This window comes from Kribbella rubisoli, from assembly GCF_004217145.1.
In the GTDB taxonomy this organism is placed as follows: domain Bacteria; phylum Actinomycetota; class Actinomycetes; order Propionibacteriales; family Kribbellaceae; genus Kribbella; species Kribbella rubisoli.
This window is the reverse complement of sequence record NZ_SHKR01000013.1, coordinates 728,118-754,457: the sequence shown is the minus strand read 5'-3', so window position 1 is coordinate 754,457 and position 26,340 is coordinate 728,118. Positions and strand designations below refer to the sequence as shown.

Here is a 26,340-nt window from a genome sequence, read left to right as displayed (position 1 = left end):
ACAGATCAAACGACACGGAGTTGAGAGCGATGACCACGATGCTGCGCACCGGCGACGCCGGCTACGACGAGGCCCGGACCGTATGGAACGCAATGATCGACCGCCGTCCGGCCGCGGTCGCCCGGTGCTCGAGCACCGCTGATGTCGTCGAGGCAGTGCGGTTCGGCCGGGCGGCCGGGCTGGAGATCGCGGTCCGCTGCGGCGGTCACAACATCGCCGGCCTCTCGGTCCCCGATGGCGGGCTGATGATCGACCTGACGCCGATGAACGCGGTGCATGTGGATCCCTCGCAGAAGCGTGCCTGGGTACAGGGCGGCGCGCTGCTCGGCGAGCTGGACAAGGCGGCGCAGGAATACGGACTCGCGACGACGGCGGGGAACGTCTCGCACACCGGCGTCGGCGGGCTGACGCTCGGCGGCGGGATGGGGTGGCTCGCCCGGCGCTTCGGACTGGCCTGCGACAACGTCGTGTCCTACGAGGTCGTGACCGCGGACGGTGCGGTTGTCCGGGCCACCGCGGACGAGAACCCCGAGCTGTTCTGGGGTCTGCGCGGCGGTGGCGGGAACTTCGGGATCGTCACCCGGTTCGAGTTCCAGCTGCACGAGATCGGGACACGGGCGCTGATCGTCGAGCTGACCTACCCGGCATCGGCCGGCTTCCACGTACTGCGCGGTTGGCGCGATCTGAACGAGCAGGCGCCGCGGGAGGCGACCTTCACCGCGAGCATCAAGCCGGACTCGGTGACGGTCGGGTACGTGTGGGTCGGCGAGGGCGGGTACAGCCTGCTGCCGGCGCTCCGCGCGCTCGGCCCGGTCGTGGATGAGGTTGTCGAGGAGACGACGTACCTGAAGCTGCAGACCCGCGACGACAGCGTGCAGGGTCACCGGTACCGGCGCTACTGGAAGGGGCACTACTTCAAGTCCCTGCCCGACGACGCGATCCGCGCTCTGCTGCGTACGCCGGGCCCGTCCGCGAGCCTGCAGGCGTACGGCGGCGCGATCGCCGACGTACCGGATGGGGACGCGGCGTTCAGCCACCGGGAAACGTTGTTCGAGTTCGTCACCGCGACTCGATGGGACGACGCGGACGAGGATCAGGCACGGATCACCCAGCTGCGCGAGTACGCCGCGACGCTGGCGCCGTACGCGAGCGGGGCGTACATGAACACGCTGAACGGCGACCCGATCCAGCGCGCGTTCCCGCCGGCGAAGCTGGAGCGGCTGGTCGCGCTGAAGACGGCGTACGACCCGGCGAACGTCTTCCACCTCAACCAGAACATCCGCCCCGGCGAGGCGAGCGCGGAGAGCGCCGCCTGACTGGTACCTCTGGAGAGTGGACTACAAGTCTGTCTTCGCGGACGTGGCCCGGGTGATCGAGGGCGCCGGGGTGGTCATCATGGCCATCGGCCTGGCCGGCGTCCTGATCCGGTACGCGTACGACGTGGTCCGCAAAGGCGCCGGGAGCTACAGCCAGCTGCGGGTGAATCTGGGCCGGGTGATCCTGCTCGGGCTGGAGATCCTGATCGTCGGCGACATCATCCGCACGATCATCGTGGAGACCTCCGTCGAGAGCGTGCTGGTGCTCGGCCTGATCGTGGTGATCCGGGTGGTGCTCAGTTTCGCACTCGAAGTGGAGATCTCCGGGTCCTGGCCGTGGCAGCAAGGGCGGACCGACCGCTCCGACGCGGCATGATGGAGCTGTGACGACTGATCTGACGCCGGAGCTGGCTGCGACGATCGAGGAGGCGTTCGCCAAGCGGGACCGGGCGAACATGGGCCCGACGATCGCCTTCTTCGAGAAGCTGCTGAGCGAGCATCCGGACAACCCGTACGTGCTCTACGAGGTCGGTGGGTCGTACGACACCGCCGGCCAGGAGGAGAAGGCGGTCGGGTACTACGAGCGCGCGCTGCCGGGGCTCACCGGGGAGACGCGCCGCAAGTGCCTGCTGCAGTACGGCAGCACGCTGCGCAACCTCGACCGCTTCGACGAGTCGCTGGCGGTGTTCAAGGACGCGTGCGCGGAGTATCCGGAATCGGACTCGCTCCGGGTCTTCAAGGCGCTGACGCTGCACGCTGCCGGGAAACACGACAAGGCGCTGGCCACGCTGCTGCTGGTGATCGCCGACAAGGTCGACTCGGCCGAGATCAAGCGCTACGAGGCCGCGATCCGCGGGAACGCGGACTACCTGGCCAACCTGGGCTAGCTCCGGATCAGCTGCGGGCCAGCTCCCGGGTTAGCTCGTGGCCTTGCGGCCGACTCCGCCGTAGATGGCGTCGCGGATGTCGGCCGGGTGCTCCTCCTCGACGCGACCGCCGGGGACGTGCCACTCGCCCAGCGGGACGACGCCCGGCTCGAGGAGCTCCAGGTCGCCGAACAGCGACGAGATCTGCTCGGCCGAACGGAACGCCAGGGTCGGGAACGCGTCCTTGACGTTCTCGAGCAGCTCGGTCACCAGCACGTCGACCGGACCGCCGTCGCCCGGGTTGCACGCGTGCGTGATCGCCAGATACGACCCCGGCGGCAGGGCGTCGACGTACTTCGCGGCGATCTCCCGCGTCTGCTCGTAGTCGTGGATGTGGTGCAGCATCAGCGCCATCACCAGCGCGACCGGCTCACCGCCGGCCAGCAGGTCCCTGATCGCAGGATCCGCCAGCACCACGTCGGGCTTGGTCAGATCCGCGGCGGTGAACTGCGTCCGGTCATTGTCGAGCAGGAGCGCCCGCCCGTGGGCGACCACGGACGGGTCGTTGTCGATGTAGATCACCGAGGCGTCGGCGTTGACCTTCTGGGCGATCTGGTGGGTGTTCTCCGCGGTCGGCAGGCCGGAGCCCGCGTCGATGAACCGCCGTACGCCGGCCTCGTCGGCCAGCCAGGTGATCACCTCGCGGAGCCAGGCCCGGTTCGCCCGGGCCCAGACGGGTGTCTCCGGCGCGATCTTCATGATCTGCCGGTACAGCGCGCGGTCGGACTCGTAGTTGTCCTTGCCGCCGAGGGCGTAGTCGTACACCCGCGCCACGCTCGGGCGCGTGGTGTCGATCCCGTGCGCGACCAGCCCGCCGTCGTTCATCGGCTGATCGGTCACACTGTCTCCTCGCGTCGAGGCGTCTAACGTCCAGTACGAGGGTAACGCACAGAGAGTCAGCGGTTCACCACGGCGAGTTCAATCTGTGTAAAACCTCAACGTTCACAGGGCTTTCAGCACGCGCACGCGACTCCGCGTGGCGCGGTGAGCGGATCCGGTAGCCGGCGATCAACCCCGTCGGCGGTCTCTACCGGCAGCCCTTCACGCGTCCAATACTCGAACCCGCCGATCATCTCCTTGACCGGATATCCCAGTTTCGCGAACTCCAGCGCAGCGCGGGTCGCGCCGTTGCATCCCGGCCCCCAGCAGTACGTCACGACACCCACACCTTCAGGTACGACGGACGCCGCGCGCGCCGCGATCTCCCTGGTCGGCAGGTGGACCGCGCCGGGCACGTGCCCCTGGTCCCAGCTCTCCTGACTGCGGCTGTCGATCAGCACCCAGCCCGTCACCCCGCCGCCGATATCCGAGGCGACATCCGACACGTCTGTTTCGTACGCCAGCCGCTCCGCGAAGTGTGCGACGGCGGCCTGGTCGATCTGTTTGGTCATGCAGCCAGAGTCAGCCATCCGGCGGTACGCGAACAGTGGCAGAAATGCCCTAGTACATCAAAATTCAGCCATGATGCTGCGTGATCTTGGCCCGCGCCCGCGCCACCTTGATCGCCGCCTTCAGCGACTCCACGTCGTACGCGCCGTAGTGCCGCTGACCGTTCACGAAGAACGTCGGCGTACCGGACACGCCGCTGATGTCGGCGGACTCGACATCCTGCGCGACCCGGGCCGCGGCAACATGGCGCTTCACATCGTCGTGGAGCCTGTCCGCGTCCAGGCCGAGCTCCCGTGCGTACCGCATGAGGTCAGCCGGCTGCAGGTCGTCCTGGTTCGCGAGCAGCAGGTCGTGCATCTCCCAGAACGCGCCTTGCTCGGCCGCCGCCTCAGCCACCTCGGCGGCGATCTGTGCTCTGGGGTGTACGTCGGACAGCGGCAGGTGCCGCCAGACGAATCGGAGGTCGTCGTCCTGCATGACGTCGCGGATGATCGGCTCGGCCAGACCGCAGTACGGGCACTCGAAGTCGCCGTACTCGACCAGGGTCACCGATGCGTTTTTCGGACCGCGGATGTGGTCGCGCTCCGGATCGACCGGGTCGGTCAGGTCCTGCAGCTGCTCCGCGTTGCCGAGCAGCGCGTACGCCTTCTTCGGCGGGGAGAGCAGTTTGGCCGCGCGGAACACCACCCAGGTGAGCGCCGACGCGACGACCACCGCCGACAGCAGACCGACCTTCGCCTCGGCCAACTGCGGCCCGTCGAACGCGATCGTTGCGATCAGCAAGGAGACGGTGAACCCGATCCCGGCGATCGTCCCGCTGCCGAGCACCGCGGCCCAGCCGACACCGGCCCGGATCCGGCCGGCGCTGAGACGCTCCAGCAGCCACGACACCGACGTCACCGCGACCGGCTTGCCGATGACGTACCCGAGCAGGATGCCGAGCGTGATCGGCGACGTGAACGCGCGCCCGAGGAACGCCATGTCGATGGTCACGCCGGCATTGGCGAGGCCGAACAGCGGGACGATGAGGTAGCTGGTCCAGGGGTGGTAAAGGTACTGCAGGCGCTCGTTCGGCGAGATCGTCGTGGTCAGGCCGACGGTCGCGGAGCGCGCGAGCTCCGGAGTCGGCTGCTCGCGGAACAGCCGGAAGAGGCCGGTCGCCTGCTCGAGCTCTTCTCGTCCGGGTGAGTACGCCGGCGCGGTCAGGCCGATCGCCAGTCCTGCCACGACCGGGTCGACACCGGATTTGAGGAGGGCAGCCCACATGGCGACGCCGAGGACGGCGTACACCCAGGCTCTGCGGACATGGAACAGCGAGAGCACCAGCACGATCGCGAACGCGATGATCGCCAGCACGAGCGGCATCAGCTGGATGTCCTCGCTGTAGACGACCGCAATGACGACCAGCGCGAGCAGATCGTCGACGACGAAGACGGTCAGCAGGAAGACCCTTACGCGATCTGGTACGCCGCGACCGACCAGCGCAAGCAGGCCGAGGGCGAGGGCGGTGTCGGTGGACATCGCGACGCCCCAACCGTGCGAGCCCGGTCCGCCCGCGTTGAACGCCAGGTAGATCAGTACGGGCGCGACCATGCCCGCGATCCCAGCGAGCATCGGCAGGATGAACCGGGTGCGATCGCGGAGATCGCCGAGGTCGAACTCCCGACGCGCCTCCAGCCCGACCACCAGGAAGAACAGCGTCATCAGGCCGCTGTTGATCCACTCCCGCAGATCCAGGCTCAGTACGTCGTCCCCGAGCCCGATCGACAGATGGGTGCGCCAGAGGTCGTCGTACATACCCGGGAAGAGGTTCGCCCACAGCAGCGCGAGAACGATCGCGGCCGCGAGTACGCCAGAACTCCCCGCTTCGGTCCGCAGAAAGGACCGCATCGGCGCGGCAACCTCCCGCCGCCAACTGGTCCGCCCACTGAACAGACCACTCAAGTCCGCCACACGGGAAACTGTAACCAGCCCGACCAGCGAATGAGGTGGGGTAACTGAAGACAGCCCATCGAGGTGCTACACGCGACTCCTTCGTCGCCGTGCTCCGCGCCGCCCCACCCACCCCCGGGGCTCATCGCCCGGAGCATCCTCTCCGGCTACCGCCGGTCTTTCCGGCTGGCGCCGTAGTTGCGGCAGGATCCGGAGTCGAGGATACCTGCGGAGCCGGCGGGCTGCCGCACCTACCCGCGCGACCGGCCGCCTGGCACGGCCGGGCCGGCACTTTCCGCGCTGACCGCTCGCGCTGGCGGACACGGCTCAGGTGGCGCCGTGGCCGGGTCGAGTGTCGTTCAGTTGAACGTCTTCTTGTAGAAGGTTGCGGAGTCCTCATACCCGAGGGCGAGGTAGAAATCGCCTGCTCGACGGCTGGCGAGCGCAAGATAGGAGGCACCTACGGACTGGGCCCAGTTCTCGGCCTGATCCATCAGAAGGCGTCCGATGCCAGCTTGTCGCATCTGCTGGTCGACCATGAGCTCCTCAACCCACGCGACGGGGCCGTTGGCCAGAAAGGTGAGATGGCTGTTGCCGAGCAAGTAGCCCACAACACCGCGCTCAGCCGTCTCCGCAACGAGCAGAACCGTGTGCGGAGCCCCGACCAGCTGTGGCCAGGTGGCGTCGAATGCAGCACGCTCGAGCTTGAACGAGGTGGCGAAGTCGCGGGCAAGCGGCCAGACCTGCTCGCCGTCGTCTAGGCGAGCCGGGCGGATCAGAGTTCGGTTGTCGGACATCGACCTAGTCTGCACACCCTGGTGAATCCCCCCGGCCCGCCACGACGGCCACGCCGACATCCTCCGTGAACAACTCGACGGAGCAACCGGCGCTTAGGGCAACTAATCCGCCGAGTCGTGAGAAGCGGCTGCGTTTCACAAGCCAATCCTCACGACTGGGCGTTCCCGCCGCGAACCATCTGCCACGACTCGGCGCTCCTGCGCGGCTACTGGTTGACGAAGGTGGCGGTTTCGGTGAGGGGCTCGTCGGTGGTGGGTTGGTCGAAGGTCTCCCTCCGCTGTAGGTGATCGTCGTGTGACCACGCGAACGAATCGTGACCCCGCGCCAGGTGTCTCTGGGCTATGAACCCGTGGGCGGGCGCTCAGCACGGCGACGAAGGAGTCGCGCCTAGCACCGCGGAGGCTCACCACAATCCGCTCAACAGATGCGGACCAGCCAGACCAGGGGTGGTCGACCGCGCGGCAGCGCGCAGGTCCGGCGTTAGCCGGAAGGGATGCTCCGGGCGATGAGCCCGGGGGTGGGCGGGGTGCGTGTGGAGCGGGTGCGCTGAGGAGCGGAGCGACGAAGAAAGCGGCCGCCGAGCACGCTGGGTCGGCTGCCCGCTGCACCGCGGGGGTACCCAATAATCTCCCGGGATTCCGGCCTTGGTCTCGTTTCGGTGGACTGGCTAACGTTCTGGTGGCTGTGGGCTGCATGATTGCCGTGCCTTGTTGCACGACCATGTCCTGGAGCCCCCTGTGACCGAGCCTGACTTCGCTACGTCGGCGGATACGTTTGCCCGGCTGGCGATCGAGTTGCACGATGCGGACGGTGTCGAGGAGACGATCGACGCTGTTGTGCAGTTCGCGCTGCAGGCATTGAGTTGTACGTACGCCGGCGTGGCCTTGTACACCCGTGGTTCGCGGGCGGAGATCGCCGCTGTCACGGACCCTGTCGTCGCGGATGTCTACGAGCTGCAGATCACCACCGAGAGTGGACCGCTTGTCACTGCGCTCAACGACCGCACTCCGATCCTGATCCGGGACACGACCACCGACGACCGTTGGCCCGAGTGGGCGGCGAAGGTGTCGGCGCTGGGCGTACGCAGCGTCCTCGACGTACCGCTCGCAACCGGTGACGCAACGCGACAGACCGTCGGCGTACTGGGGTTGTACAGCCCGGTCCCGGACGCGTTCACCGAGGACGACGAGGCGGTCGCGCACATTCTCGCGCGGCACGCGTCGGTCGCGGTGGCGTCGGCGCGGCACGAGGAGTCGATGACGCAGGCGGTCGACGCGCGGAAGCTGGTCGGCCAGGCGATGGGCATCCTGATGGAGCGCTTCGACGTGGACGCCGATCGGGCCTTCGCGATCCTCAAGCGGTACTCGCAGGACACCAACACCAAGCTCCGCGACGTCGCCCAGCACCTGATCGATACCCGGAAGCTCCCGCACTGACCGGACGCGGCGCATTCTGACAGCGTTGTCGAGGCAACGCGGAGTGAAATCCGTTGCATACTTCGATGAGAGTTGGGTACTGCGCCTCCACGGTGTTCACTCGATTCGAGGGGTTGTGGACATCTGACTGGCATTGGGTGAGCTTGACGCCGGGATTTGTGCGGCCAGAACGGCGGACCGGGTCACGTCCCGGCGTCCCTCACCCAACGCGCCATCGACTCGTCCGCTGATCCGGCGGCTACTCTGACGCAGTGGGCGCTTGGCAGCCGTTGTCCGGTCCGTCACGGCAGGTGGCGTTGGAGATCCTGCTGGACGGGCCGTTGTCGCGCGCCGAGCTCTCCCGTCGCGTCGGTCTGTCCCCCGGCAGCCTCACCCGCCTGACGAAACCGATGGTCGAGTCGGGCCTGCTCGTCGAGGTCGAAGGCGGTCCGACAGACGCCAGGGTCGGCCGCCCGTCGCAACCGCTCGACCTCGACGCGAACGCGCACCATTTCGTCGGCATCAAGCTCACCGGCGACTCCGCGATCGGCGTACTCACGACTCTGCGGGCAGACGTGATCGCGAGCGTCGAGCGTCCGCTCACCGATCCCACCCCGTCCGCGGTGGCCGACCTCGTTCTCGAGATCCTGGACGAGCTCGCGGTCCAGGTCCCGGGCGGTACGGCGATCACCGGGCTCGGCGTCTCGATCGGCGGCCGCGTCGCGGACGGATCCGAGGTCCGCTGGGGTCCGTACCTCAACTGGGTCGACGTACCGTTCGGCGAGATCCTCGCGGCGCACACCAGCGTCCCGATCGTGGTCACCAACGACCTGACCTCGCTGACCGAGGCCACCCACTGGTTCGGCGCCGGCCGGAACTCGGACCGCTTCGTACTGGTCACGATCGGCGCCGGCGTCGGGTACGGGCTGGTCGTCCACAACCAGGTCGTCGACAGCCCGGACGTCACCATCGGCCTGATCGGTCATCACCCACTCCTCCCGGACGGCCCGACCTGCGACCGCGGCCATCGCGGCTGTGCGCTCAGCCTGCTGACCGTCGGCGCCATCACCGAACAGGTCGGTACGGCGATCGGCCGGCCGGTCGGGTACGACGAGGCGCTCGATCTCGCCGCGAAAGGTGATCCCGCCGCCCGCGAGGTGATCGGCCGCGCCGGTCGCGCTCTCGGAAAGCTGATCGCGGCAGCGGCGAACTTCACCATGCCCGAACTCGTCGTCCTCGGCGGTGAAGGTGTCCGGCTGGCCGAGGTCGCACATGACGACCTCCTGGCCGCCCTGCACGCCGACCGGCATCCGTCGGCCGCGGAGCTACCGATGGTCCTGCAGCCTGCCGACTTCAGCGAGTGGGCCCGCGGCGCCGCGGTCGTCGCGATCCAGACCTTCGTTCTCGGAACTACGTAACTGACTAATCCGCGATAAACAGTTACACTCGCCGTCATGGACATCGTGAGGCGATGGCTGGAGGGCTGGCGGCTGTGCCGCGGGCTGGAGCCGGTGATCGAGTACGACGACGCCTACGCCGCCGTACTGCGTTTGCCCGGCCGCGAACGGGAACTGTTCGCGCGCAGCGACGACGCGGAGACCGTGGACCGGCTCGCGGCCGAGCTGACCCCGGATACCTGGCTGACCGTTACCACACAAACCGGTAACGAGATCGCGCGTCGACTCGCGGCTGCCGGGGCGCGGCCGTTCGAGGAGCGGAAGACGCTGATGTCGATCGACCTGCATGAACACCCGTTGGCGACGGCGGAGTTCGAGTCGGACGGTTCGTTGGAGTACGCGCGGGTGCTGATCGACGGCACGGTCGCGGCCCACGGCATGGTGGCAATCGTCGGCGACGATGCAGTGATGCATGACATCCAGACCGATCCGGCGTACCGGCGGCGCGGCCTCGGCAGCGTCATCATGGGGGCGTTGAGCCGGCGGGCGCTGGAGCAGGGCGCGAGCACGGGTTTACTGATGGCGACCACCGACGGATTCCACCTCTACCGCAAGCTCGGCTGGTTGCCCGAGGCAACCATGGTGACGGCGTCAGGAGACGCGCGCGCGGTGAGCGGCGACCTTGGTGCGGTTCTGACAGGCCGTTGAGCAGAACCGCTGCGTGCGGTTGCGGGTCGAGTCGAGGAATACGTCTTCACAACGGGCCGCCTCGCAGCGGCGCAGGCGGTCGACCTCGTCGCTGCCGAGGAGCATCGCCACGGCGGTAGCGAGCTCGGCCAGCCATCCGGCGGCCTCGTCCGGGCTGCCGAAGTGCAGGTGCCAGGGCGCGCCGTCGCGACGGACGAGTTGTGGCGCAGCCTTGGTCTCCCGGAGCAACCCGTTCACCAGGTCGACGGCACCGTCGACATCCGGCAGTCGGCGCAGAGCGTCGTACAAGATTGGGGCGCCGGCCGCGTAGTCGGCGACGTCGATCTCGGGGACCCGGTTGGTGGTCAGCCGGAGCGCCGCGCGAACGGCTTCGGCGTCGGGGGCCGTCGCCGGGCGGCCCTGCCGCGGGTCGGATCCGAAAGTGTTCGCCAGCGCGATCGCCGCGGACAGCGACGCCTTCAGGTGATCGGTGGCCTCCACTCCTCCAGTATCCCCCGGAAAGTTCGGTGACCGGGGACAGGTTCATTCAGATGGATGACGTGGGTCATACCAGGGTCGTAGACAGCGGCCGCGTACATCCGTCCGCGATCCGATGAAGCGGATCGTTGCCGGAAACAACAATGACTGACATGTACCTGGTTCAGTCCCACCACCGCCCGGCGACACGTGGGATCACCGGACTGTCGGAGGCCGTCGTCGACCTGTCCGCCATTCGTGACAACGTCCGGACGTTCCGGCGGCGTGTGCCGCAGGACGTCCTGGCCGTGGTCAAGGCCGACGCCTTCGGGCACGGCGCCGTACCGGTGGCCCGGGCGGCGGTCGATGCCGGGGCGACCTGGCTCGGTGTCGCGCACGCCGACGAGGCGTTGCAGCTCCGCGCGGCCGGGCTCACCGTACCGATCCTGACCTGGTTGTACGACGCAGCGGAACTGATGCTGCTCGGCGATGTGGACGTCGACGTGAGCGTCTCGACGGTCGCCGAACTGCAGCGGGTCGTCTCCATCCCATCCGTCCACTACGTGCACCTCAAGCTGGACACCGGTCTGCACCGGGCCGGCAGTGCACCTGACCAGTGGATCGAACTCACCCGAACGGCGGCGCACTACGAGGCGCTCGGCGCCGTCACGGTCCGCGGGATCTGGTCGCATCTCTCGCACGGCGACTCCGCCGATGCCGTGCAGAGCACGCGGCAGCTGCAGCTCCTGCGGACCGGGGTGGGTCTCGCACACCGGGCCGGCCTGCGCCCCGGCGTCGTACACCTGGCGAACTCGGCCGGTGCGATCACACTCGACGCGCCGGATTGCAACCTGGTCCGGATCGGTGCGGGTCTCTATGGAATCGACGAGATGGGTCTCGGGCTGCGGCCCGCGATGCGGCTGATGAGCAAGCTGACCCAGGTACGGCGGATCCGCGCCGGCGAAGGGGTTTCGTACGGGCACGACTTCGTGGCGGATCGGGACACCACGATCGGCCTCGTCCCGATCGGGTACGCCGACGGCATTCCGCGGGTCGCCGTACGGCAGGCGAGTGTGTTGTGCCACGGCGTACGGATGCCGGTGATCGGGCGGATCGCGATGGACCAGTTCGTCGTCGATGCCGGTGACGTCGCGGTCGAACCGGGTGAACTGGTAACGATCTTCGGCGACGGATCCTCCGGCGAACCGACCGCCTCCGATTGGGCTGACTGGGCGGGCACCATCCCGCACGAGATCTACTGCGGCATCGGGTCCCGGGTGCCTCGTCGCTACGAGGAGGGCAACCGATGAAGGTCGCGATTGTGGTGGGCGGGGCGAGTCCGGAGCATCAGGTTTCGCTTGCCAGCGGCAAGGGGATTGCGAAGGCGGTCGAAATCCTCGGCCATACGGCGATCCCGATGGTGATCGATGCTGATGGCAACTGGGTGGACGGGCAACATGAGGCGATCGAGATCCTGCAGGCGTGCGACGTCACCATCCCGGCGTTGCACGGCGAGGGTGGCGAGGACGGTCGGCTGCAAGGGTTCCTCGAGCAGCTGCACATTCCGTACGTCGGCAGCGGAATCGCCGCCAGCGCTGTCGGACTCGACAAGCACCTGACCAAAGCGGTCCTGAGAGCGCACGGAATCGCGGTCACGCCGGGCGTGACGCTGCGCGGAGCCGAGCTGACCGACACCGAAGCAGGTCTACAGAAGCTGAAGGCGGCCGGGCTGGACTTTCCGTTGTTCGTGAAGCCGGGCAACGGGGGATCGAGTTTCGGGGTGTCCAGGGCAACAAACCTCCCGACGCTACTGGCCGCGATCGCGGATGCCGCCGTACTCGATCCGCATGTGCTGGTGGAGCGCGAGATGGTCGGACGCGAGATCGACCTGGCCGTGCTCGAGTTCCCGGACGGGCGGATCGAGACCGCGCCGGCGTTGGAGATCCACGCCGACCCGAACCAGCCGTTCTTCGACGCCACCGCGAAGTACGACAGCGCTGCCACGCGGTTCGTCGTACCGGCTCCGCTGGATGCCGAGCTGGCCGGGCGGTTGCGGCGTACGGCGATCGACGTCTTCGAGGTCCTCGGGTGTGCGGGGCTCGCTCGGGTCGACTTCTTCGTACCGAGCGATGGAGAGCCGGTGGTCAACGAGATCAACACGTTCCCCGGATTCACGCCGGCGTCGCAGTTCCCGCGGATGTGGGCCGCGGCCGGGATGTCGTACGCCGAGGTGGTCGACACGCTGATCCGTACGGCGGTGGCGCGCGGATGACCGTACTACTGAGCGACGACCGGATCACCAGCATCCCGGCGATCGAGAACGGCGAACCGCTGGTCGAGCTGTTCACGCGGGGCGTGGCGACGACCGGTCGCCAGTTCGCGCGGGAGAGCGTCGCGGACCGACTCGCGCTGGCTGACACGTTTCTGCCGGCTGGCATCCAGTTGCATGTCGTCGAAGGACTGCGCCCGATCGAGAGCCAGCAGGAGATCTACGACGGTTACCGCGCCGAGTTGGAGCGGCTCCATCCCGGCATCTCGGACCACGACGTGCACGTCCTCGCCAGTCGCTTCGTGTCACCGGTCGAGGTCGCGCCCCACGTAGCCGGCGCAGCAGTCGACCTCACCCTGGTAGGCGCCCACGGCCCACTCGACCTGGGCACCCCGATCGACTCCACCCCCGAACAGAGCAACGGCGCCTGCTTCTTCGCAGCCACCAACATCAGCCGCGAGGCCCGCACGAACCGCGCCCTCCTGGCCGACGTACTCACCGCCGCCGGCCTAGTCAACTACCCCACCGAGTGGTGGCACTGGTCCTACGGCGACCGCTACTGGGCCCACACCGAAAACCACCCCGCCGCCCTCTACGGTCCCGCTGTGCAGCTCGACAGGATGTGTCCGTCGATCGACGTCTGATCCGCGCTCAGGTGAGCGAACAGCGCCTGGCCAGTGGACGTATACGTCCTGTCGAGCTGCAGTTCGCGCGGCGTGATAGCTGGCGGCTATCAGGTGATAGGCAGCATTGCTTTGACCGGGTTGGGTTGGCGACGGAATGTTGTATACATGACGAGTGAGGTTGTGGCCGCCGCCCCCGTCCCGGTCCCCGGGCGTGCCCAACGAGTGCGCGAGATCGCCGGTGAACTGCGCGGGTTGCGTGGCGCCCTGATCCCGATCCTGCATGCCGTGCAGGAGGAGTTGGGGTACGTCGCTCAGGACGATGTCGCGGTGATTGCCGACGTGCTCAACCTGTCGGTGGCCGAGGTACACGGGGTGGTCACGTTCTACAAGGACTTCCGGCGGGCCGCGCCGGGCCGGACGACGGTGGCCGTTTGTCAGGCGGAGGCGTGCCGGGCCGTCGGTGCGGTCGAGTTGGCCGACTATGCCCGGCTGCGGACCGGTTGCGGGTTCGGTGAGACCTCGGCCGATGGGCGCTTCACGCTCGACGAGGTGTTCTGCTTCGGGAATTGCGCGCTGGGGCCCGCGGTGCAGGTTGGGGAGAAGTTGCACGGGCGAGTCAGCCCCGCCCGCCTGGATGCCTTGCTGGGAGAAGCGCGATGAAGATCTTCGTATCGCGCGATTCGGCTGCTCGCTCGGTGGGAGCGGATGAGGTGGCCGAGCGGATCGCCGCGCAGACGCAGGGCCTCGATGTCGAGATCGTGCGGACCGGGTCTCGCGGGATGTTGTGGCTGGAGCCGCTGGTTGAGGTGGAGACAGCTGCGGGGCGGGTCGGGTACGGCGCGGCGGCGCCTGAGGATGTGGACGGGCTGATCGCCGCCGGGATGCTCGCCGGTGAAGGCGAGAGTCTCGGGCTGGTGGAGGAACTGCCGTGGATGCGGCGGCAGGAGCGGCTGACGTTCAAGCGGGTCGGCGTGATCGATCCGCTGTCGGCCGAGGACTACGAAGCGCACGGCGGGACGAGCGGGCTGCGGAAAGCGCTCGCGATGACGCCGGCCGACGTGGTCGAGGCTGTTGTCGAGTCGGGGTTGCGCGGACGCGGCGGCGCTGGGTTTCCGACCGGGATCAAGTGGCGGACCGTGCTCGGCGCCGAATCGGATCTCAAGTTCGTCTGTTGTAACGCGGACGAAGGAGACTCCGGCACATTCGCGGATCGGATGCTGATCGAGGGCGATCCGTTCACGCTGATCGAGGGCATGACGATCGCGGCGTACGCGGTCGGGGCGACGGAAGGGTACGTCTACCTGCGATCGGAGTACCCGGACGCGGTCGCGACTCTCAAGGCAGCGATCGAGCGGGCGCATCCGGCAGGCTGGTTGGGGCCGGACATTCACGGCTCAGGGTTCGGCTTCGACCTGCATGTCCGGGTCGGCGCGGGTGCGTACATCTGCGGCGAAGAGACCTCGATGCTCGAGAGCCTCGAGGGCAAACGCGGAATGGTCCGCGCCAAGCCCCCAATCCCTGCGCTGGAAGGGCTTTTCGGCCGACCGACCGTCGTCAACAACGTGTTGTCCTTGGCAACAGTCCCGGCGATCCTCACGCACGGAGCCAAGACGTACGCCGACTACGGCTCGGGTCGATCGCGAGGTACCAGCGTCTTCCAGCTCGGCGGGAACGTCGCTCACGGCGGGATCGTCGAGACCGCGTTCGGCATCACCCTCGGCGAACTCGTGAACGACTTCGGCGGCGGAACAGCCAGCGGACGGCCGACGCGAGCCGTCCAGGTCGGTGGCCCGCTCGGCGCCTACCTCCCGGTCGAACAGTTCGACCTGCCGATGGATTACGAGGCATTCGCACAAGCAGGCGCGATGGTCGGGCACGGCGGCATCGTGGTGTTCGACGACACCGTGGACATGGCGGCGATGGCACGGTTCGCGTTCGAGTTCTGCGCGGCCGAGTCGTGCGGCAAGTGCACGCCGTGCCGGGTCGGCGCGGTCCGCGGCGTCGAGACCATCGACCGCATCGTGGCAGGCACCGAACGCGACAAGAACCTGGTCGTCCTCGAGGACCTGTGCGAACTGATGACCGACGGCTCGCTCTGCGCCATGGGCGGCCTCACCCCGATGCCCGTACGCAGCGCCGTCCGCCACTTCGGAGAGGACTTCACCGCATGAGCCTGCTGAAAGAGCCCGATTTCGGTACGCCGGCCCGCCCGGGCGAGGCAACGGTCGAGCTGACCATCGACGGGGTCAACCTAAGAGTCCCACCCGGTACGTCGGTCATGCGCGCCGCGAAGCAAGCCGGCGTCGACGTACCGAAGTTGTGCGCGACCGACAACCTGGAGGCGTTCGGGTCGTGCCGGCTGTGCGTGGTCGAGATCGACGGCGTCAAAGGCACTCCAGCCTCTTGTACGACGCCGGTCCGCGACGGCATGAACGTCCGCACCCAGAACGAGCGGCTCGGCAAGCTGCGCCGCGGTGTGATGGAACTCTACATCTCCGACCACCCACTCGACTGCCTGACCTGTTCGGCCAACGGCGACTGCGAACTGCAGGATATGGCCGGCGTGACCGGGCTGCGCGAGGTCCGCTACGGCTCGGGCGTCGAAGCCGGCGCCAACCACATGGATCTCAAGACCGACACCTCCAACCCGTACTTCGACTTCGAGGCGTCCAAGTGCATCGCCTGTTCCCGCTGCGTCCGCGCGTGCGACGAAGTACAAGGGACTCTGGCTCTGACGATCGAGGGGCGTGGGTTTGATTCCAAGGTCGCGGCCGGTGCCGGGGTGCCGTTCTTCGACTCGGACTGTGTGTCCTGCGGCGCGTGCGTACAGGCGTGCCCGACCGCAACGCTGCAGGAGAAGTCGGTCGTCGAGCTCGGCATGCCGACGCGGACCGTCCTGACGACCTGCGCGTACTGCGGCGTGGGCTGCTCGTTCAAGGCCGAGCTCCGCGGTGACGAGCTGGTCCGGATGGTCCCGTACAAGAACGGCGGCGCGAACGAGGGCCACTCGTGCGTGAAGGGCCGGTTCGCCTTCGGATACGCGAGTCATCCGGACCGGGTGATGGAGCCGATGGTCCGCGACACGATCGCCGACGAGTGGCGGACCGTCTCCTGGGAGGAGGCGATCACGTTCACCGCGCGCCGGCTGCGGGAGATCCAGGCGGAGCACGGCCAGGGTTCGATCGGTGCGATCACGTCGTCGCGGACGACCAACGAAGAGGTGTACGCCGTCCAGAAGATGGTGCGAGCTGTCTTCGGCAACAACAACGTCGACACGTGTGCGCGGGTCTGCCACTCGCCAACCGGGTACGGGCTGAAGCAGACCTTCGGAGAATCCGCCGGCACACAGGACTTCCGGTCGGTCGACGAGTCCGACGTGATCCTCGTGATCGGTTCGAACCCGACCGACGCGCACCCGGTGTTCGGGTCGCGGATGAAGCAGCGGATCCGCCAGGGCGCGAAGCTGATCGTGATCGACCCGCGGCGGATCGACCTGGTCCGCTCGCCGCATGTCCAGGCGGCGCACCACCTCGAGCTGAGGCCGGGCACGAACGTCGCGATCATCAATGCGCTGGCTCACGTCATCGTCACCGAAGGGCTCGTCGATCGGGACTTCGTCACGAGCCGGTGCGAGGACTTCGAGACCTGGGAGGCGTTCATCGCGCAGCCCGAGCACAGTCCCGAGGCAGTCGCCGAGATCTGCGGCGTACCGGCCGAGGAGATCCGGGCCGCGGCGCGGTTGTACGCGACCGGCGGGAACGCGGCCATCTATTACGGTCTCGGCGTCACCGAGCACAGCCAGGGCTCGACCATGGTGATGGGGATGGCCAACCTCGCGATGGCGACCGGCAACATCGGGCGCGCCGGCGTCGGCGTGAACCCGATGCGCGGTCAGAACAACGTGCAGGGTTCGTGCGACATGGGTTCGTTCCCGCACGAGCTCCCCGGGTACCGGCACGTGTCCGACGACGACGTTCGGTCGATCTACGAGCACCTCTGGGGTACGCCGATCCTCAACGAGCCCGGGCTGCGGATCCCGAACATGTTCGACGCCGCGATCGACGGATCGTTCAAGGCGCTGTTCGTGCAGGGTGAGGACATCGCGCAGTCGGATCCGAACACGCAGCACGTGTTCGCGGCGTTGGGTGCGCTGGATCTCCTGGTGGTACAGGATCTTTTCGTCAACGAGACCGCGAAGTTCGCGCACGTTCTGTTGCCGGGGACATCGTTCCTGGAGAAGGACGGGACGTTCACGAACGCCGAGCGGCGGATCAACCGGGTCCGGCCGATCATGGCGCCGCGGACCGGGAAGCAGGAGTGGGAGATCATCTGCGAGATCGCCCAGGCGATGGGGTACCCGATGCACTACGACTCGGCCGCGCAGATCATGGACGAGATCGCGCTGACGACGCCGACGTTCATGGGGGTCTCGTTCGCGAAGCTCGACGAGCTCGGGTCGATCCAGTGGCCGTGCAACGTCGAACACCCGGACGGTACGCCGATCATGCACTCCGACGAATTCACCCGCGGCAAGGGCCGCTTCATGGAGACCATGTACGTGCCGACGTCGGAGCGGTCGACCCGGAAGTTCCCGCTGATCCTGACGACCGGGCGGATCCTCTCGCAGTACAACGTCGGCGCGCAGACCCGTCGTACGGCGAACGTCGCGTGGCATGCCGAGGACGTGCTGGAGATCCATCCGCACGATGCCGAGGTGCGCGGCGTGACGGACGGCGACCTGGTCGCGCTGTCGAGTCGCGTCGGGCGGACCGAGTTGCGGGCGAAGATCTCTGACCGGATGCCGGTCGGCGTCTGCTACACGACGTTCCACCACCCGGTCAGCGGGGCGAACGTCGTCACCACGGACAACTCGGACTGGGCCACCAACTGTCCCGAGTACAAGGTCACCGCGGTCCAGGTGGACCTCATCCCGGCCTCGGCCGCCGCGGACGCCGTCCGCGAGCCAGTCGTTGCAGGAGGCAACCGATGAGTGGCGGCGTCCCGCCGTACGTGCGGTTGGCGAACGAGATCGCGGCCCAGTTCGCCCACCGCTCCCCCGAGGACGCGGCGACCGTGATCGCCAACCATGTGAAGGCGACCTGGGACCCGCGGATGAAGCAGGCGCTGATCACGTACGCCGAGTCCGGCGCCACCGATCTGTCTCCCGCGGCAGTGCTGGCCGCCCACCGCCTCCAGGCCGCTCGGTGACCCATCCCACACCGTCCGGCGGGCCGGATCCGTTCGACAACCGGGTGTGGGTTGGAGAGGGTAGTCGTGTGGAGGACGAGGGCCGCGGTCTTCGAGCCCGGCGAGCAGCCGTGGCCTGGGATCTGGCCCGGGTACTGGCTCACGCCGCGGCGCGACCCGGGAAGGCGGTTTCGCGCGGGCTGGCCGAAGCCGACGGATGCGTTCTGGGTACGCCGTTGGTGTCGCCGGGCGCAGTCCCTCCGGTCGATCGGGCCGCCATGGACGGGTACGCCGTACGTGGGCCTGGTCCTTGGCGGGTGAACGGCCATCTGGAGGCCGGCGCGGCGGATCCGGGCACGCTGACGGACGGGCAGGCGACCGGGATCGTCACGGGAGCGGCCATACCGACCGGCACGAGCTCTGTGGTGCGCTACGAAGACGCGGTTGTGACAGGCGATCGGCTGGAGGGACCGGCCGACGACGGCCGCCACATCCGGCGAGCAGGTGAGGAGTGCCAGCCGGGCGATCAGCTGCTGCCCGCCGGCGTGGTCGTCGGCCCGGCCGTGCTCGGGCTGGCCGCGACCGTCGGACTCAACCGGCTGACTGTCATCCCCCAATCGACTGTCGCCGCGCTCGTGACGGGCGACGAGCTGGTCCACCGAGGACCGTCCGGACCGGGACGGGTCCGGGACGCGATCGGGCCGATGCTGCCCGGCCTGATCACGCGCGCAGGTGCGCAACTGGTCGGCTCCGGTGTGAGGCATCTGCCGGACTCGCTGGACGAGCTCACCAAAGCGCTCAGCGAGATGCAGGCCGACCTGATCCTGGTCTCCGGCTCATCGGCGGCAGGACCCGCCGATCATCTGCGGCCGGCGCTCAGCTCCCTCGGTGCCGAGTTCGTCGTGGACGGCGTCGCCTGCCGCCCCGGTCATCCCCAAGCCCTGGCGCGATTGGCCGACGGACGACTCGTCCTCGGGCTGCCCGGCAATCCGTTCGCCGCCCTCGTCGCGTTCCTGACGCTCGGCGTCGCGACCATCACCCGCATGCGAGGCCTCCGGCTCCCCGAGCTCGGCCACATCGCCGTACCCGGTGGTGTCAGGTGTCACCCGACCAGCACGCGCCTCGTCCCGGTCCGGCTCACGGCACATGGCGCCGTACCGATCGGCCATGGTGGATCCGCCATGCTCCGCGGGCCAGCTGTCGGCGACGCTTTGGCCGTAGTTGCACCCGGTCCAGCCGAGGCGATCGCGGCCCGGCTCCTCCCCCTCGATCCGGGAATCACGTAAATGTCGAGGCCGCCGAGGGGCGTCCGACGTACCGGGCATGAATGACTACGGAGTGACCGGCTCGACCACCAACGTCGAGGTATTGATCAAGCTGCCGATCCGCGACCTGTGGTCCGGCATCACCGCGATCGACCGGTACGGCGAGTGGAGCCCGGAGTGCTATTACGGCGCCTGGCTCGACGACCGGATCGAGAAAGGTTCCCGCTTCGAGGCGCGCAACCGCTTCAAGGACGGGTTCGAGACGTACGTGACGTGCACGGTCACCGTCGCGGAGGCGCCGTACCGCTTCGGTTGGGACGTGTACGGCGACGAGGAGGTGCCGTTCGCCCACTGGGAGTACGAACTGGAAGACCACGGCGCCGAGACGCACGTCCGGCAGACGTTCACTCACGGCCCCGGCGACAGCGGCATGCGGATGGGCGCGGTCGAGAACCCGGAGCGGGCCGCGGAGGCGATCCAGCGCCGGCTCGATCAGCTGGCGGCCAACATGCGATCGACCCTCACCGCCATGGAGTCAACACTCAAGAAGCCTCGCTAGAGCTGGACTGGGACGGGCCGACCCACAGGCAGTCGGCCGTCCCAGCCTCGAGGTGCTCCTCGTAGACGCCGACCTTGTGGCTGATCACGTTCAGGCACTCGGTGAGGTCCTGGATCTGGGACGTCACATGATCCTGATGGCTGCGGAGCAGGGCCAGCCGGTCCTGCTCGTTGCCGGGGCCCTGCCGGACCAGTTCGGTGTACTTGCGGATCGTGTCGAGCGGCATCCCGGACGAGCGGAACTTGATGCACATGTCCAGCCAGTCGACGTCGTCCTCGGTATACACCCGCCGGCCGTTCGACTCACGCCGTACCGGATCTGCGAGCAGACCCTCACGCTCGTAGAACCGGAGGGCGTGCACACTCAACCCGGTCCGCTCCGCCACCTGCCCGATACTCAATCCACGCATGGGGCACCCTAACTCCGTAACCAGCTCTCAGAGCAGGGGTTTGAGCGCCTCGAGAGCCTGCTGTACGTCGTCATCCGTCGAGTAGATGTGGAACGACGCGCGCAGCTTCCCGTCCCGTACGGCGGCCCGGATGCCCGCGGCCGCGAAGGCCTCCTGCGCTCCGGGGAGGCTGGTGCTGACGATCGCGCTGTTCGACGGTTCCAGGCCGAGGCCGGCGCGGAACGCGTTGGCGAGGTCGAGGTTGTGGCGGTTGATCGTGTCGACGCCGATCTGCTCGATCAGCTCGAGCGCCGGCGCCGCGCCGACGAAACTGAACCAGGCCGGCGACTGGTCGAACCGCCGTGCGCCGGGATCGAGCTCCATCACGGGTCCGTAGTACGAAGCGTGGACGTCGCGGGCGGCGTACCAACCGGCGGCCGATGGGCGGCAGCGCTCCTGGAGGCGCGGCGACAGGAAGCCGAGCGTCGCGCCGCGCGGCGACATCAGCCACTTGTAGCTGTGGGCAATCAACGCGTCGATGCCGTCGATCCGCATCGGCAGCCAGCCGAGCGCCTGCGATGCGTCGATCACCACCAGCGCGCCGATCTCCTTGCTGGCAGCAATAACCGCCGGCAGATCGAGTACGACGCCGGTGGACGACTGCACCGCACTCACAGCCACCACGTCGATCCCCGGCTTGATCGCCGCCACCAGCTCGGAACCCGGTACGGCGATCAGCTCGACGCCGCGGTCCGCGTGCACCTGCCACGGGAACACGTTCGACGTGAACTCGACGTCGTCGGTCAGCACCTTCGCACCGTCCGCCAACGCCGCAGCGATCGGCACGATCGCCGCCGACACCGTGCTACCGACGAACACGTCCGCAGCGTCCGCCCTGATCAACCGCGCGAACGACTCCCGCGCCCGCGTGGTCGACTCGTCCCACGGCTCCCAGCTCGTCCTGCCGACCCGCCAGTCCGCGAGCGCGGCCTGCAGCGCCTCCCACGCCGGTTTGGGCGGCAGCCCGTACGACGCGGTGTTCAACCAGCCCGGCTCCGGATCCCACAGCCCTGCAATATCCATGCCCGCCACTTTAGGTCGGGCTCGACCTAGCCGGCCGCTGAGAATCAGCAGGTCGACAGTACGTATACGTCCACTGCCCGGCGTTTCCGGCGCTTGCCCCGCGTGGGGTTCTGTGTCGTGGACGTATAGGTACTGTCGACCTGCAGCCGTATCGTGGGGCCCAAGAACGAACAGGGAGGGTGCGATGAGTTTCGACAGGCCCGGTCTGCCAAATCCCGGTTACGAAGTGGATGCTGCGGTGGACGACGTGCTGCGGGAGGAGGGTGTAGAGCTGGACGACGACCACGAGCCGGACATCCCCGATCACCCGGGAAGCCGGTCGGCCGGACCGCAGCCGAACCCGCCACGCCGTCCGCCGCACGACGAGGCGGCCGCGGAGGAGTGAGCTCTGCACTACCGTGGCTGCCCATGAGGGACATGCCATGGCGGTGACGATGCGCGACGTCGCGCGCGAGGCCGGTGTGTCTCCGAAGACGGTCTCGAACGTGATGAACGGGTATCCGTACATCCGCGCCGAGACACGCACGAAGGTGCTCGCGGCGATCGATGCCCTCGGCTACCGGATGAACATCTCCGCCCGGAACCTGAAGTCCGGGCGGACCGGTGTCATCGGCCTCGCCGTACCGGAGCTGAGCAACCCGTACTTCGCGGAGCTCGCCGACGCGGCGATCGCGGCCGCCGGCGAGCACGGCCTGACGGTGATGATCGAGACCACCGGCGCCGACCGCGAACGGGAGCTGACCGCGCTGGCCCGGCCGCGCGGGCACCTGGTCGACGGCCTGCTGTACAGCCCGCTCGGCCTCGGCCCCGAGGACGTCGACCAGCTCCACACGCACACACCGATGGTGCTGCTCGGCGAACGGATCTTCCACGGACCGGTCGACCACGTCATGATCGACAACGTCGAGGGCACCAAGGCCGTCGTCCGGCATCTCCTCGACCAGGGTCGCCGGCGGATCGCGGTGATCGGCGTCCGGCCGCTGGAGGGCGTCGGCACCGCGGCCATCCGGTACGGCGCCTACGCCGACACACTGGCGGAGTACGGCATTCCCGTGCCGGACGGGCTCGCCGTCTCGGGCGGGAAGTGGCATCGGTCGAGCGGGGCGGACGCGATGGCGGAGCTGCTCGGGACCGGACAGAAGTTCGACGCCGTCTTCGCCCTCAACGACACGTTGGCGCTCGGCGCGATCCGTGCCCTCGCCGCGCACGGCGTGCGGATCCCGGACGACGTGGCGGTCGCCGGCTTCGACAACATCGACGAGGCCAGCTACAGCAGCCCGGCCCTGACCACGGTCGACCCGAGCCGGGTCCACATCGCCCGGACCGCGGTCGAGCTCCTGGTCCAGCGGATGGCGGGCGACCTGTCCGAGCATCACGAGATCGTCGCCCCCTACGAGCTCCACACCCGGGAATCCACCCTCGGCGTGAGCTGAGATCTTGACGGTCCGGAAGCCTCCGTGCATCCTTTCTACACCGATGTAGTGCACCGATGTAGATCCGTGCTCCACTCCGCCCTGGAGGACAGATGCTCCCTAACTCCCCTCCCTTCCGCCCGCGGCGCCGAGCAGTGCTCGGCGGCATGCTCGGCGCGCTCGCGCTGACCGGCTGCGGCACCCTCGGCTCGAAGCCCAAAGTCCGCGAATGGAACCTGTTCGGCGGGGGCGACGGTGCCCGCCTGCTGCAGATCCACGACCAGTACGTCGCCGAGCACCCGGACGTCGCGTTCCAAGCGCACACGCTCGCCTGGGGTCCGCCGTTCTACACCAAGCTCGCGATGTCGGCGGCCGGTGGCCGCGCGCCCGAGGTCGCGACCATGCACATGTCCCGGTTGAAGGGGTTCAGCCCGACGACGATGCTCGACCCGATCCCGGTGGATCTGCTCGAGAACGCCGGCGTACGGCAGTCCGATTTCCTGCCGGCGACCTGGGACCGCTGCGTCATCGACGGCAAGCTGTACGCCGTACCGCTGGACCAGCACCCGTTCGTCCTCTACTACAACCTCGAGATCTGCAAGAAGGCCGGTTTGCTCGGGCCGGACAACAAGATCAAGCCGGTCATGGGCGTCACCCCGTTCCTCGACATGCTCCGGGCGGTCAAGGAGACGACCGGCAAGTACGCCGTCTCCGTCGACACAACCAGCCCGTGGCGGCTGTGGTGGACGCTCTACGGCCAGCTCGAAGGCGAGTTCTTCAGCCCGGACGGCAAAGAGCTGGTAATCGACGACGCCAAGGCGCTCGAGGCCCTTGACCTGATCGCGAAGCTGGCCAGCGAAGGCCTCACGCCGCGATCGGCGAACTACGCGGCCCTGGTCGCCCAGTTCAGCAACGGCGAGGCCGGGCTGAGCTTCAACGGCGAGTGGGAGGTCACGACGTACCAGACCGCGAAGCTGCCGTTCAGCATGGCGCCGTTCCCGGTCGTGTACGACGTACCGAAGTTCCAGGGCGACTCGCACACGTTCGTGTTGCCGCACCAGGCGCACCGCAACGCCGACGACACCAAGGCGACGATCGAGTACATCGCCTGGATGCTCAAGCACAGCGTCGAATGGGCTGCCGGCGGCCACATCCCGGCGTACCAGCCGGTGGTGAAGAGCCAGGAGTACCTGGATCTCAAGCCGCAGGCGGAATACCGGAGTGTTGCCCCGAACGTGTTCTACGACCCGGATGCCTGGTTCAGCGGCTCCGGAGCACAGCTGGAGAACGAGTCCGCGGCGGCCTTCAGCGGGATCGCGACCGGACAAGCCACGCCCAAGTCTGCGCTCGCGCAGTTCAAGGCTGCCACTCAGAAGCTCCTCGACACCCCGTCCCCGGTCTGACAGGAGAACGCCCATGCAAAGACCGGATTGGAAGCAACGTTGGGGCGGCCTGTTCTTCGTCGCGCCGTTCCTGCTGCTGTTCGCACTGTTCATGCTCTGGCCGATCGCGTCCGGCTTCTGGAACAGCTTCTTCAACACGAGCCTGGCCGGCGTCAAGCACGAGTTTCTCGGCCTGCAGAACTGGCGGGACCTGTTCGGCGATCCGGCCGTCTGGTCGTCGCTGAAGAACACGCTCGTCTTCACTGCGATGAGTACGCCGCCGCTGGTGATCATCGCCCTGATCATGGCCCTGCTCGCGAACCGCAAGGGCCTCCTCGGCTGGCTCCTGCGCTTCTCGTACTTCGCTCCGTTCGTCCTGCCGGCCACCGTCGTGACGCTGATCTGGGTGTGGATCTATCAGCCCGGATTCGGCCTGGTGAACGGACTCCTGACAGCCGGCGGATTCGCCGAGATCGACTGGCTGAACACCGAGAACCGGGCCATGCTCGCAGTGGTGATCACGACCGTCTGGTGGACGGTCGGGTTCAACTTCCTGCTCTATCTCGCTGCCCTGCAAGGGATTCCGACGCAGGTCTACGAGGCGGCCGCGATCGACGGCGCGAACGGTCGGCAGCAGCTGTTCCGGATCACGCTGCCGCTGCTGAGCCGGACCACCGGGCTGATCGTCGTACTGCAGTTGGTCGCGTCGTTGAAGATCTTCGACCAGATCTACCTGATGACGAACGGCGGGCCGAACTACGCGACCCGGCCGATCATCCAGTACATCTACGAATCCGGCTTCACCAGCTACCGGATCGGCTACGCGTCGGCGATCTCGTACCTGTTCTTCGCGATCATCGTGATCGTCGCAGTCGCCCAGTTCAAACTGTTCTCCGGCCGAGGGGAGGCGGCGGCATGACGACCACGACGATGCCGACCGAACGCCGGCCGGCCGCGCCCGCGCCCAAGCCGGCCCACAGCGGCTCGGCCAAACCACGCTGGACCTTCGCCGGAACCGCGACCGCCGTCGGTGCGGTGCTCCTGGCGGTCCTCTGGCTCGTTCCCCTGCTCTGGGCTCTCGACACCTCACTGAAACCGGAGCCTGAGACCACCCGTGCGCCGATCACTTGGTTGCCAGAGGCACCGACCGGCGACGCCTACCGGAGCGTGATCGAGCAAGGGGATCTGATCCGCTGGTTCGTCAACAGCACGGTCGTCTCGATCCTCGTGACCACTCTGACGCTGTTCGTCTCCGTCCTGGCGGCGTACGGCTTCTCGCGGACGACGTTCCCGGGCCGGCGGGTGCTGTTCGGCCTGATCATCGCCGGCATCCTGGTGCCGCCGCAGGTGCTGATCGTGCCGCTGTTCCAGGAGATGACCGGCCTCGGCCTGGTCGACACCTACTGGGGCATCGTGCTTCCGCAGGTGGTCGCGCCGGTGATGGTGTTCGTGCTGAAGAAGTTCTTCGACGGCATCTCCCGCGACTACGAGGACGCCGCCCGGGTCGACGGCGCGTCCCGGTGGCGCATCGTCTGGAGCGTGATGGTGCCGATGTCGCGGCCGATCCTCGTTGCCGTCGGCATCTTCACGTTCATCGGGGCCTGGAACAACTTCCTCTGGCCCTTCATCGTGACCACCGACCCGTCAATGATGACGATCCCGGTCGGCCTGGCCAACGTGCAGGGCTCGTACGGCCTGCGCTATGCCCAGATCATGGCATCCGCCGTGCTGGGCGGCCTCCCTCTGCTGATCGTCTACGCCTTGTTCCAGCGCCACGTCGTCCGCGGTGTCGGAGACGCGGGGATCAAGGGCTAGACAACCTACGACAGGAG

At 67.9% G+C, this 26,340-nt stretch carries 27 protein-coding genes; 20 read left to right on the top strand and 7 right to left on the bottom strand.

What is annotated here, in order from left to right; all coding sequences use genetic code 11:
- Positions 1-29: 29 nt before the first annotated feature.
- The 3 genes from EV645_RS23730 to EV645_RS23720 are packed head-to-tail and all read left to right on the top strand — an operon-like array spanning position 30 to position 2,203.
- On the top strand, positions 30-1,316 hold the full coding sequence (locus EV645_RS23730) for an FAD-binding oxidoreductase (protein WP_130446144.1): 1,287 nt from the start codon (positions 30-32) through the stop codon (positions 1,314-1,316).
- A 16-nt stretch (positions 1,317-1,332) separates the two neighbouring features.
- The gene (locus EV645_RS23725; RefSeq protein WP_242000599.1) at positions 1,333-1,692 is read left to right on the top strand and encodes a DUF1622 domain-containing protein; all 360 of its coding nucleotides are present in this window, start codon (positions 1,333-1,335) and stop codon (positions 1,690-1,692) included.
- Positions 1,693-1,699: 7 nt separating this feature from the next.
- Positions 1,700-2,203 (top strand): tetratricopeptide repeat protein, encoded by a 504-nt coding sequence (locus tag EV645_RS23720; protein WP_242000598.1) that lies wholly within the window; start codon positions 1,700-1,702, stop codon positions 2,201-2,203.
- Between the two features lie 30 nt (positions 2,204-2,233).
- Here EV645_RS23720 and EV645_RS23715 read toward each other — a convergent pair whose 3' ends face one another.
- The 4 genes from EV645_RS23715 to EV645_RS23700 form a co-directional block, all read right to left on the bottom strand.
- Entirely contained in the window at positions 2,234-3,082 is an 849-nt protein-coding gene (locus EV645_RS23715; RefSeq protein WP_198681800.1) for an SAM-dependent methyltransferase, read from the bottom strand.
- Positions 3,083-3,195: 113 nt separating this feature from the next.
- A complete protein-coding gene (locus EV645_RS23710) occupies positions 3,196-3,633 on the bottom strand; it encodes a rhodanese-like domain-containing protein (RefSeq protein ID WP_130446143.1) in 438 nt (145 codons plus the stop codon).
- Between the two features lie 64 nt (positions 3,634-3,697).
- Entirely contained in the window at positions 3,698-5,584 is a 1,887-nt protein-coding gene (gene nhaA / locus EV645_RS23705) for a Na+/H+ antiporter NhaA (RefSeq protein ID WP_198681798.1), read from the bottom strand.
- 338 nt (positions 5,585-5,922) lie between these two features.
- Positions 5,923-6,360 (bottom strand): GNAT family N-acetyltransferase, encoded by a 438-nt coding sequence (locus EV645_RS23700; RefSeq protein ID WP_130446142.1) that lies wholly within the window; start codon positions 6,358-6,360, stop codon positions 5,923-5,925.
- 738 nt (positions 6,361-7,098) lie between these two features.
- Between EV645_RS23700 and EV645_RS23690 the strand changes: the two genes are divergently transcribed.
- From EV645_RS23690 to EV645_RS23680, 3 genes are all read left to right on the top strand, one after another.
- Entirely contained in the window at positions 7,099-7,797 is a 699-nt protein-coding gene (locus EV645_RS23690) for a GAF and ANTAR domain-containing protein (RefSeq protein WP_130446141.1), read from the top strand.
- A 251-nt stretch (positions 7,798-8,048) separates the two neighbouring features.
- Complete coding sequence (locus tag EV645_RS23685) at positions 8,049-9,194, top strand: ROK family transcriptional regulator (protein ID WP_130446140.1); 1,146 nt, start codon at positions 8,049-8,051, stop codon at positions 9,192-9,194.
- A 36-nt stretch (positions 9,195-9,230) separates the two neighbouring features.
- Positions 9,231-9,881, top strand: a complete 651-nt coding sequence (locus EV645_RS23680; protein ID WP_130446139.1) for a GNAT family N-acetyltransferase — start codon at positions 9,231-9,233, stop codon at positions 9,879-9,881.
- Here EV645_RS23680 and EV645_RS23675 read toward each other — a convergent pair.
- Positions 9,825-10,361: a CGNR zinc finger domain-containing protein gene (locus EV645_RS23675; protein WP_130446138.1), complete on the bottom strand. Its 537-nt coding sequence runs from the start codon at positions 10,359-10,361 to the stop codon at positions 9,825-9,827. The genes EV645_RS23680 and EV645_RS23675 overlap by 57 nt on opposite strands.
- Positions 10,362-10,510: 149 nt before the next feature.
- Between EV645_RS23675 and alr the strand changes: the two genes are divergently transcribed.
- From alr to EV645_RS23630, 9 genes are all read left to right on the top strand, one after another.
- The gene (gene alr / locus EV645_RS23670) at positions 10,511-11,647 is read left to right on the top strand and encodes an alanine racemase (protein ID WP_130446137.1); all 1,137 of its coding nucleotides are present in this window, start codon (positions 10,511-10,513) and stop codon (positions 11,645-11,647) included.
- Positions 11,644-12,609 carry a D-alanine--D-alanine ligase family protein gene (locus EV645_RS23665; protein WP_130446136.1) on the top strand — a complete coding sequence of 322 codons (966 nt, stop codon included), beginning with the start codon at positions 11,644-11,646 and terminating at the stop codon, positions 12,607-12,609. The genes alr and EV645_RS23665 overlap by 4 nt, the downstream gene beginning before the upstream one ends.
- The gene (locus EV645_RS23660) at positions 12,606-13,250 is read left to right on the top strand and encodes a M15 family metallopeptidase (protein WP_130446135.1); all 645 of its coding nucleotides are present in this window, start codon (positions 12,606-12,608) and stop codon (positions 13,248-13,250) included. The genes EV645_RS23665 and EV645_RS23660 overlap by 4 nt, the downstream gene beginning before the upstream one ends.
- 147 nt (positions 13,251-13,397) lie before the next feature.
- Positions 13,398-13,892: an NAD(P)H-dependent oxidoreductase subunit E gene (locus EV645_RS23655; protein WP_242000597.1), complete on the top strand. Its 495-nt coding sequence runs from the start codon at positions 13,398-13,400 to the stop codon at positions 13,890-13,892.
- On the top strand, positions 13,889-15,403 hold the full coding sequence (locus EV645_RS23650) for a formate dehydrogenase beta subunit (RefSeq protein ID WP_130446134.1): 1,515 nt from the start codon (positions 13,889-13,891) through the stop codon (positions 15,401-15,403). The genes EV645_RS23655 and EV645_RS23650 overlap by 4 nt, the downstream gene beginning before the upstream one ends.
- The gene (gene fdhF / locus EV645_RS23645) at positions 15,400-18,222 is read left to right on the top strand and encodes a formate dehydrogenase subunit alpha (RefSeq protein WP_130446133.1); all 2,823 of its coding nucleotides are present in this window, start codon (positions 15,400-15,402) and stop codon (positions 18,220-18,222) included. Before EV645_RS23650 ends, fdhF begins: the two co-directional genes overlap by 4 nt.
- Positions 18,219-18,440: a formate dehydrogenase subunit delta gene (locus EV645_RS23640; RefSeq protein WP_130446132.1), complete on the top strand. Its 222-nt coding sequence runs from the start codon at positions 18,219-18,221 to the stop codon at positions 18,438-18,440. Before fdhF ends, EV645_RS23640 begins: the two co-directional genes overlap by 4 nt.
- A 68-nt stretch (positions 18,441-18,508) precedes the next feature.
- Positions 18,509-19,705 carry a molybdopterin molybdotransferase MoeA gene (locus EV645_RS23635; protein WP_130446131.1) on the top strand — a complete coding sequence of 399 codons (1,197 nt, stop codon included), beginning with the start codon at positions 18,509-18,511 and terminating at the stop codon, positions 19,703-19,705.
- Positions 19,706-19,742: 37 nt separating this feature from the next.
- Positions 19,743-20,243 carry an SRPBCC family protein gene (locus EV645_RS23630; RefSeq protein WP_130446130.1) on the top strand — a complete coding sequence of 167 codons (501 nt, stop codon included), beginning with the start codon at positions 19,743-19,745 and terminating at the stop codon, positions 20,241-20,243.
- Here EV645_RS23630 and EV645_RS23625 read toward each other — a convergent pair.
- Positions 20,227-20,652 carry a MerR family transcriptional regulator gene (locus EV645_RS23625; protein ID WP_130446129.1) on the bottom strand — a complete coding sequence of 142 codons (426 nt, stop codon included), beginning with the start codon at positions 20,650-20,652 and terminating at the stop codon, positions 20,227-20,229. The genes EV645_RS23630 and EV645_RS23625 overlap by 17 nt on opposite strands.
- A gap of 27 nt (positions 20,653-20,679) precedes the next feature.
- On the bottom strand, positions 20,680-21,714 hold the full coding sequence (locus tag EV645_RS23620; protein ID WP_130446128.1) for an aminotransferase class V-fold PLP-dependent enzyme: 1,035 nt from the start codon (positions 21,712-21,714) through the stop codon (positions 20,680-20,682).
- Between the two features lie 184 nt (positions 21,715-21,898).
- Here EV645_RS23620 and EV645_RS23615 point away from each other — a divergent pair, with 184 nt between their 5' ends.
- The 5 genes from EV645_RS23615 to EV645_RS23595 all read left to right on the top strand — a co-directional run bounded on the left by EV645_RS23615 (position 21,899) and on the right by EV645_RS23595 (position 26,323).
- Positions 21,899-22,099, top strand: coding sequence for a hypothetical protein (locus tag EV645_RS23615; RefSeq protein WP_130446127.1), 201 nt, complete (start codon positions 21,899-21,901; stop codon positions 22,097-22,099).
- Between the two features lie 37 nt (positions 22,100-22,136).
- Positions 22,137-23,147 carry a LacI family DNA-binding transcriptional regulator gene (locus tag EV645_RS23610; protein ID WP_130446126.1) on the top strand — a complete coding sequence of 337 codons (1,011 nt, stop codon included), beginning with the start codon at positions 22,137-22,139 and terminating at the stop codon, positions 23,145-23,147.
- A 92-nt stretch (positions 23,148-23,239) separates the two neighbouring features.
- On the top strand, positions 23,240-24,529 hold the full coding sequence (locus EV645_RS23605; RefSeq protein ID WP_130446125.1) for an extracellular solute-binding protein: 1,290 nt from the start codon (positions 23,240-23,242) through the stop codon (positions 24,527-24,529).
- Positions 24,530-24,542: 13 nt separating this feature from the next.
- The gene (locus tag EV645_RS23600; RefSeq protein ID WP_130446124.1) at positions 24,543-25,427 is read left to right on the top strand and encodes a carbohydrate ABC transporter permease; all 885 of its coding nucleotides are present in this window, start codon (positions 24,543-24,545) and stop codon (positions 25,425-25,427) included.
- A complete protein-coding gene (locus EV645_RS23595; RefSeq protein WP_242000596.1) occupies positions 25,424-26,323 on the top strand; it encodes a carbohydrate ABC transporter permease in 900 nt (299 codons plus the stop codon). The genes EV645_RS23600 and EV645_RS23595 overlap by 4 nt, the downstream gene beginning before the upstream one ends.
- The last annotated feature ends 17 nt before the right edge of the window (positions 26,324-26,340 follow it).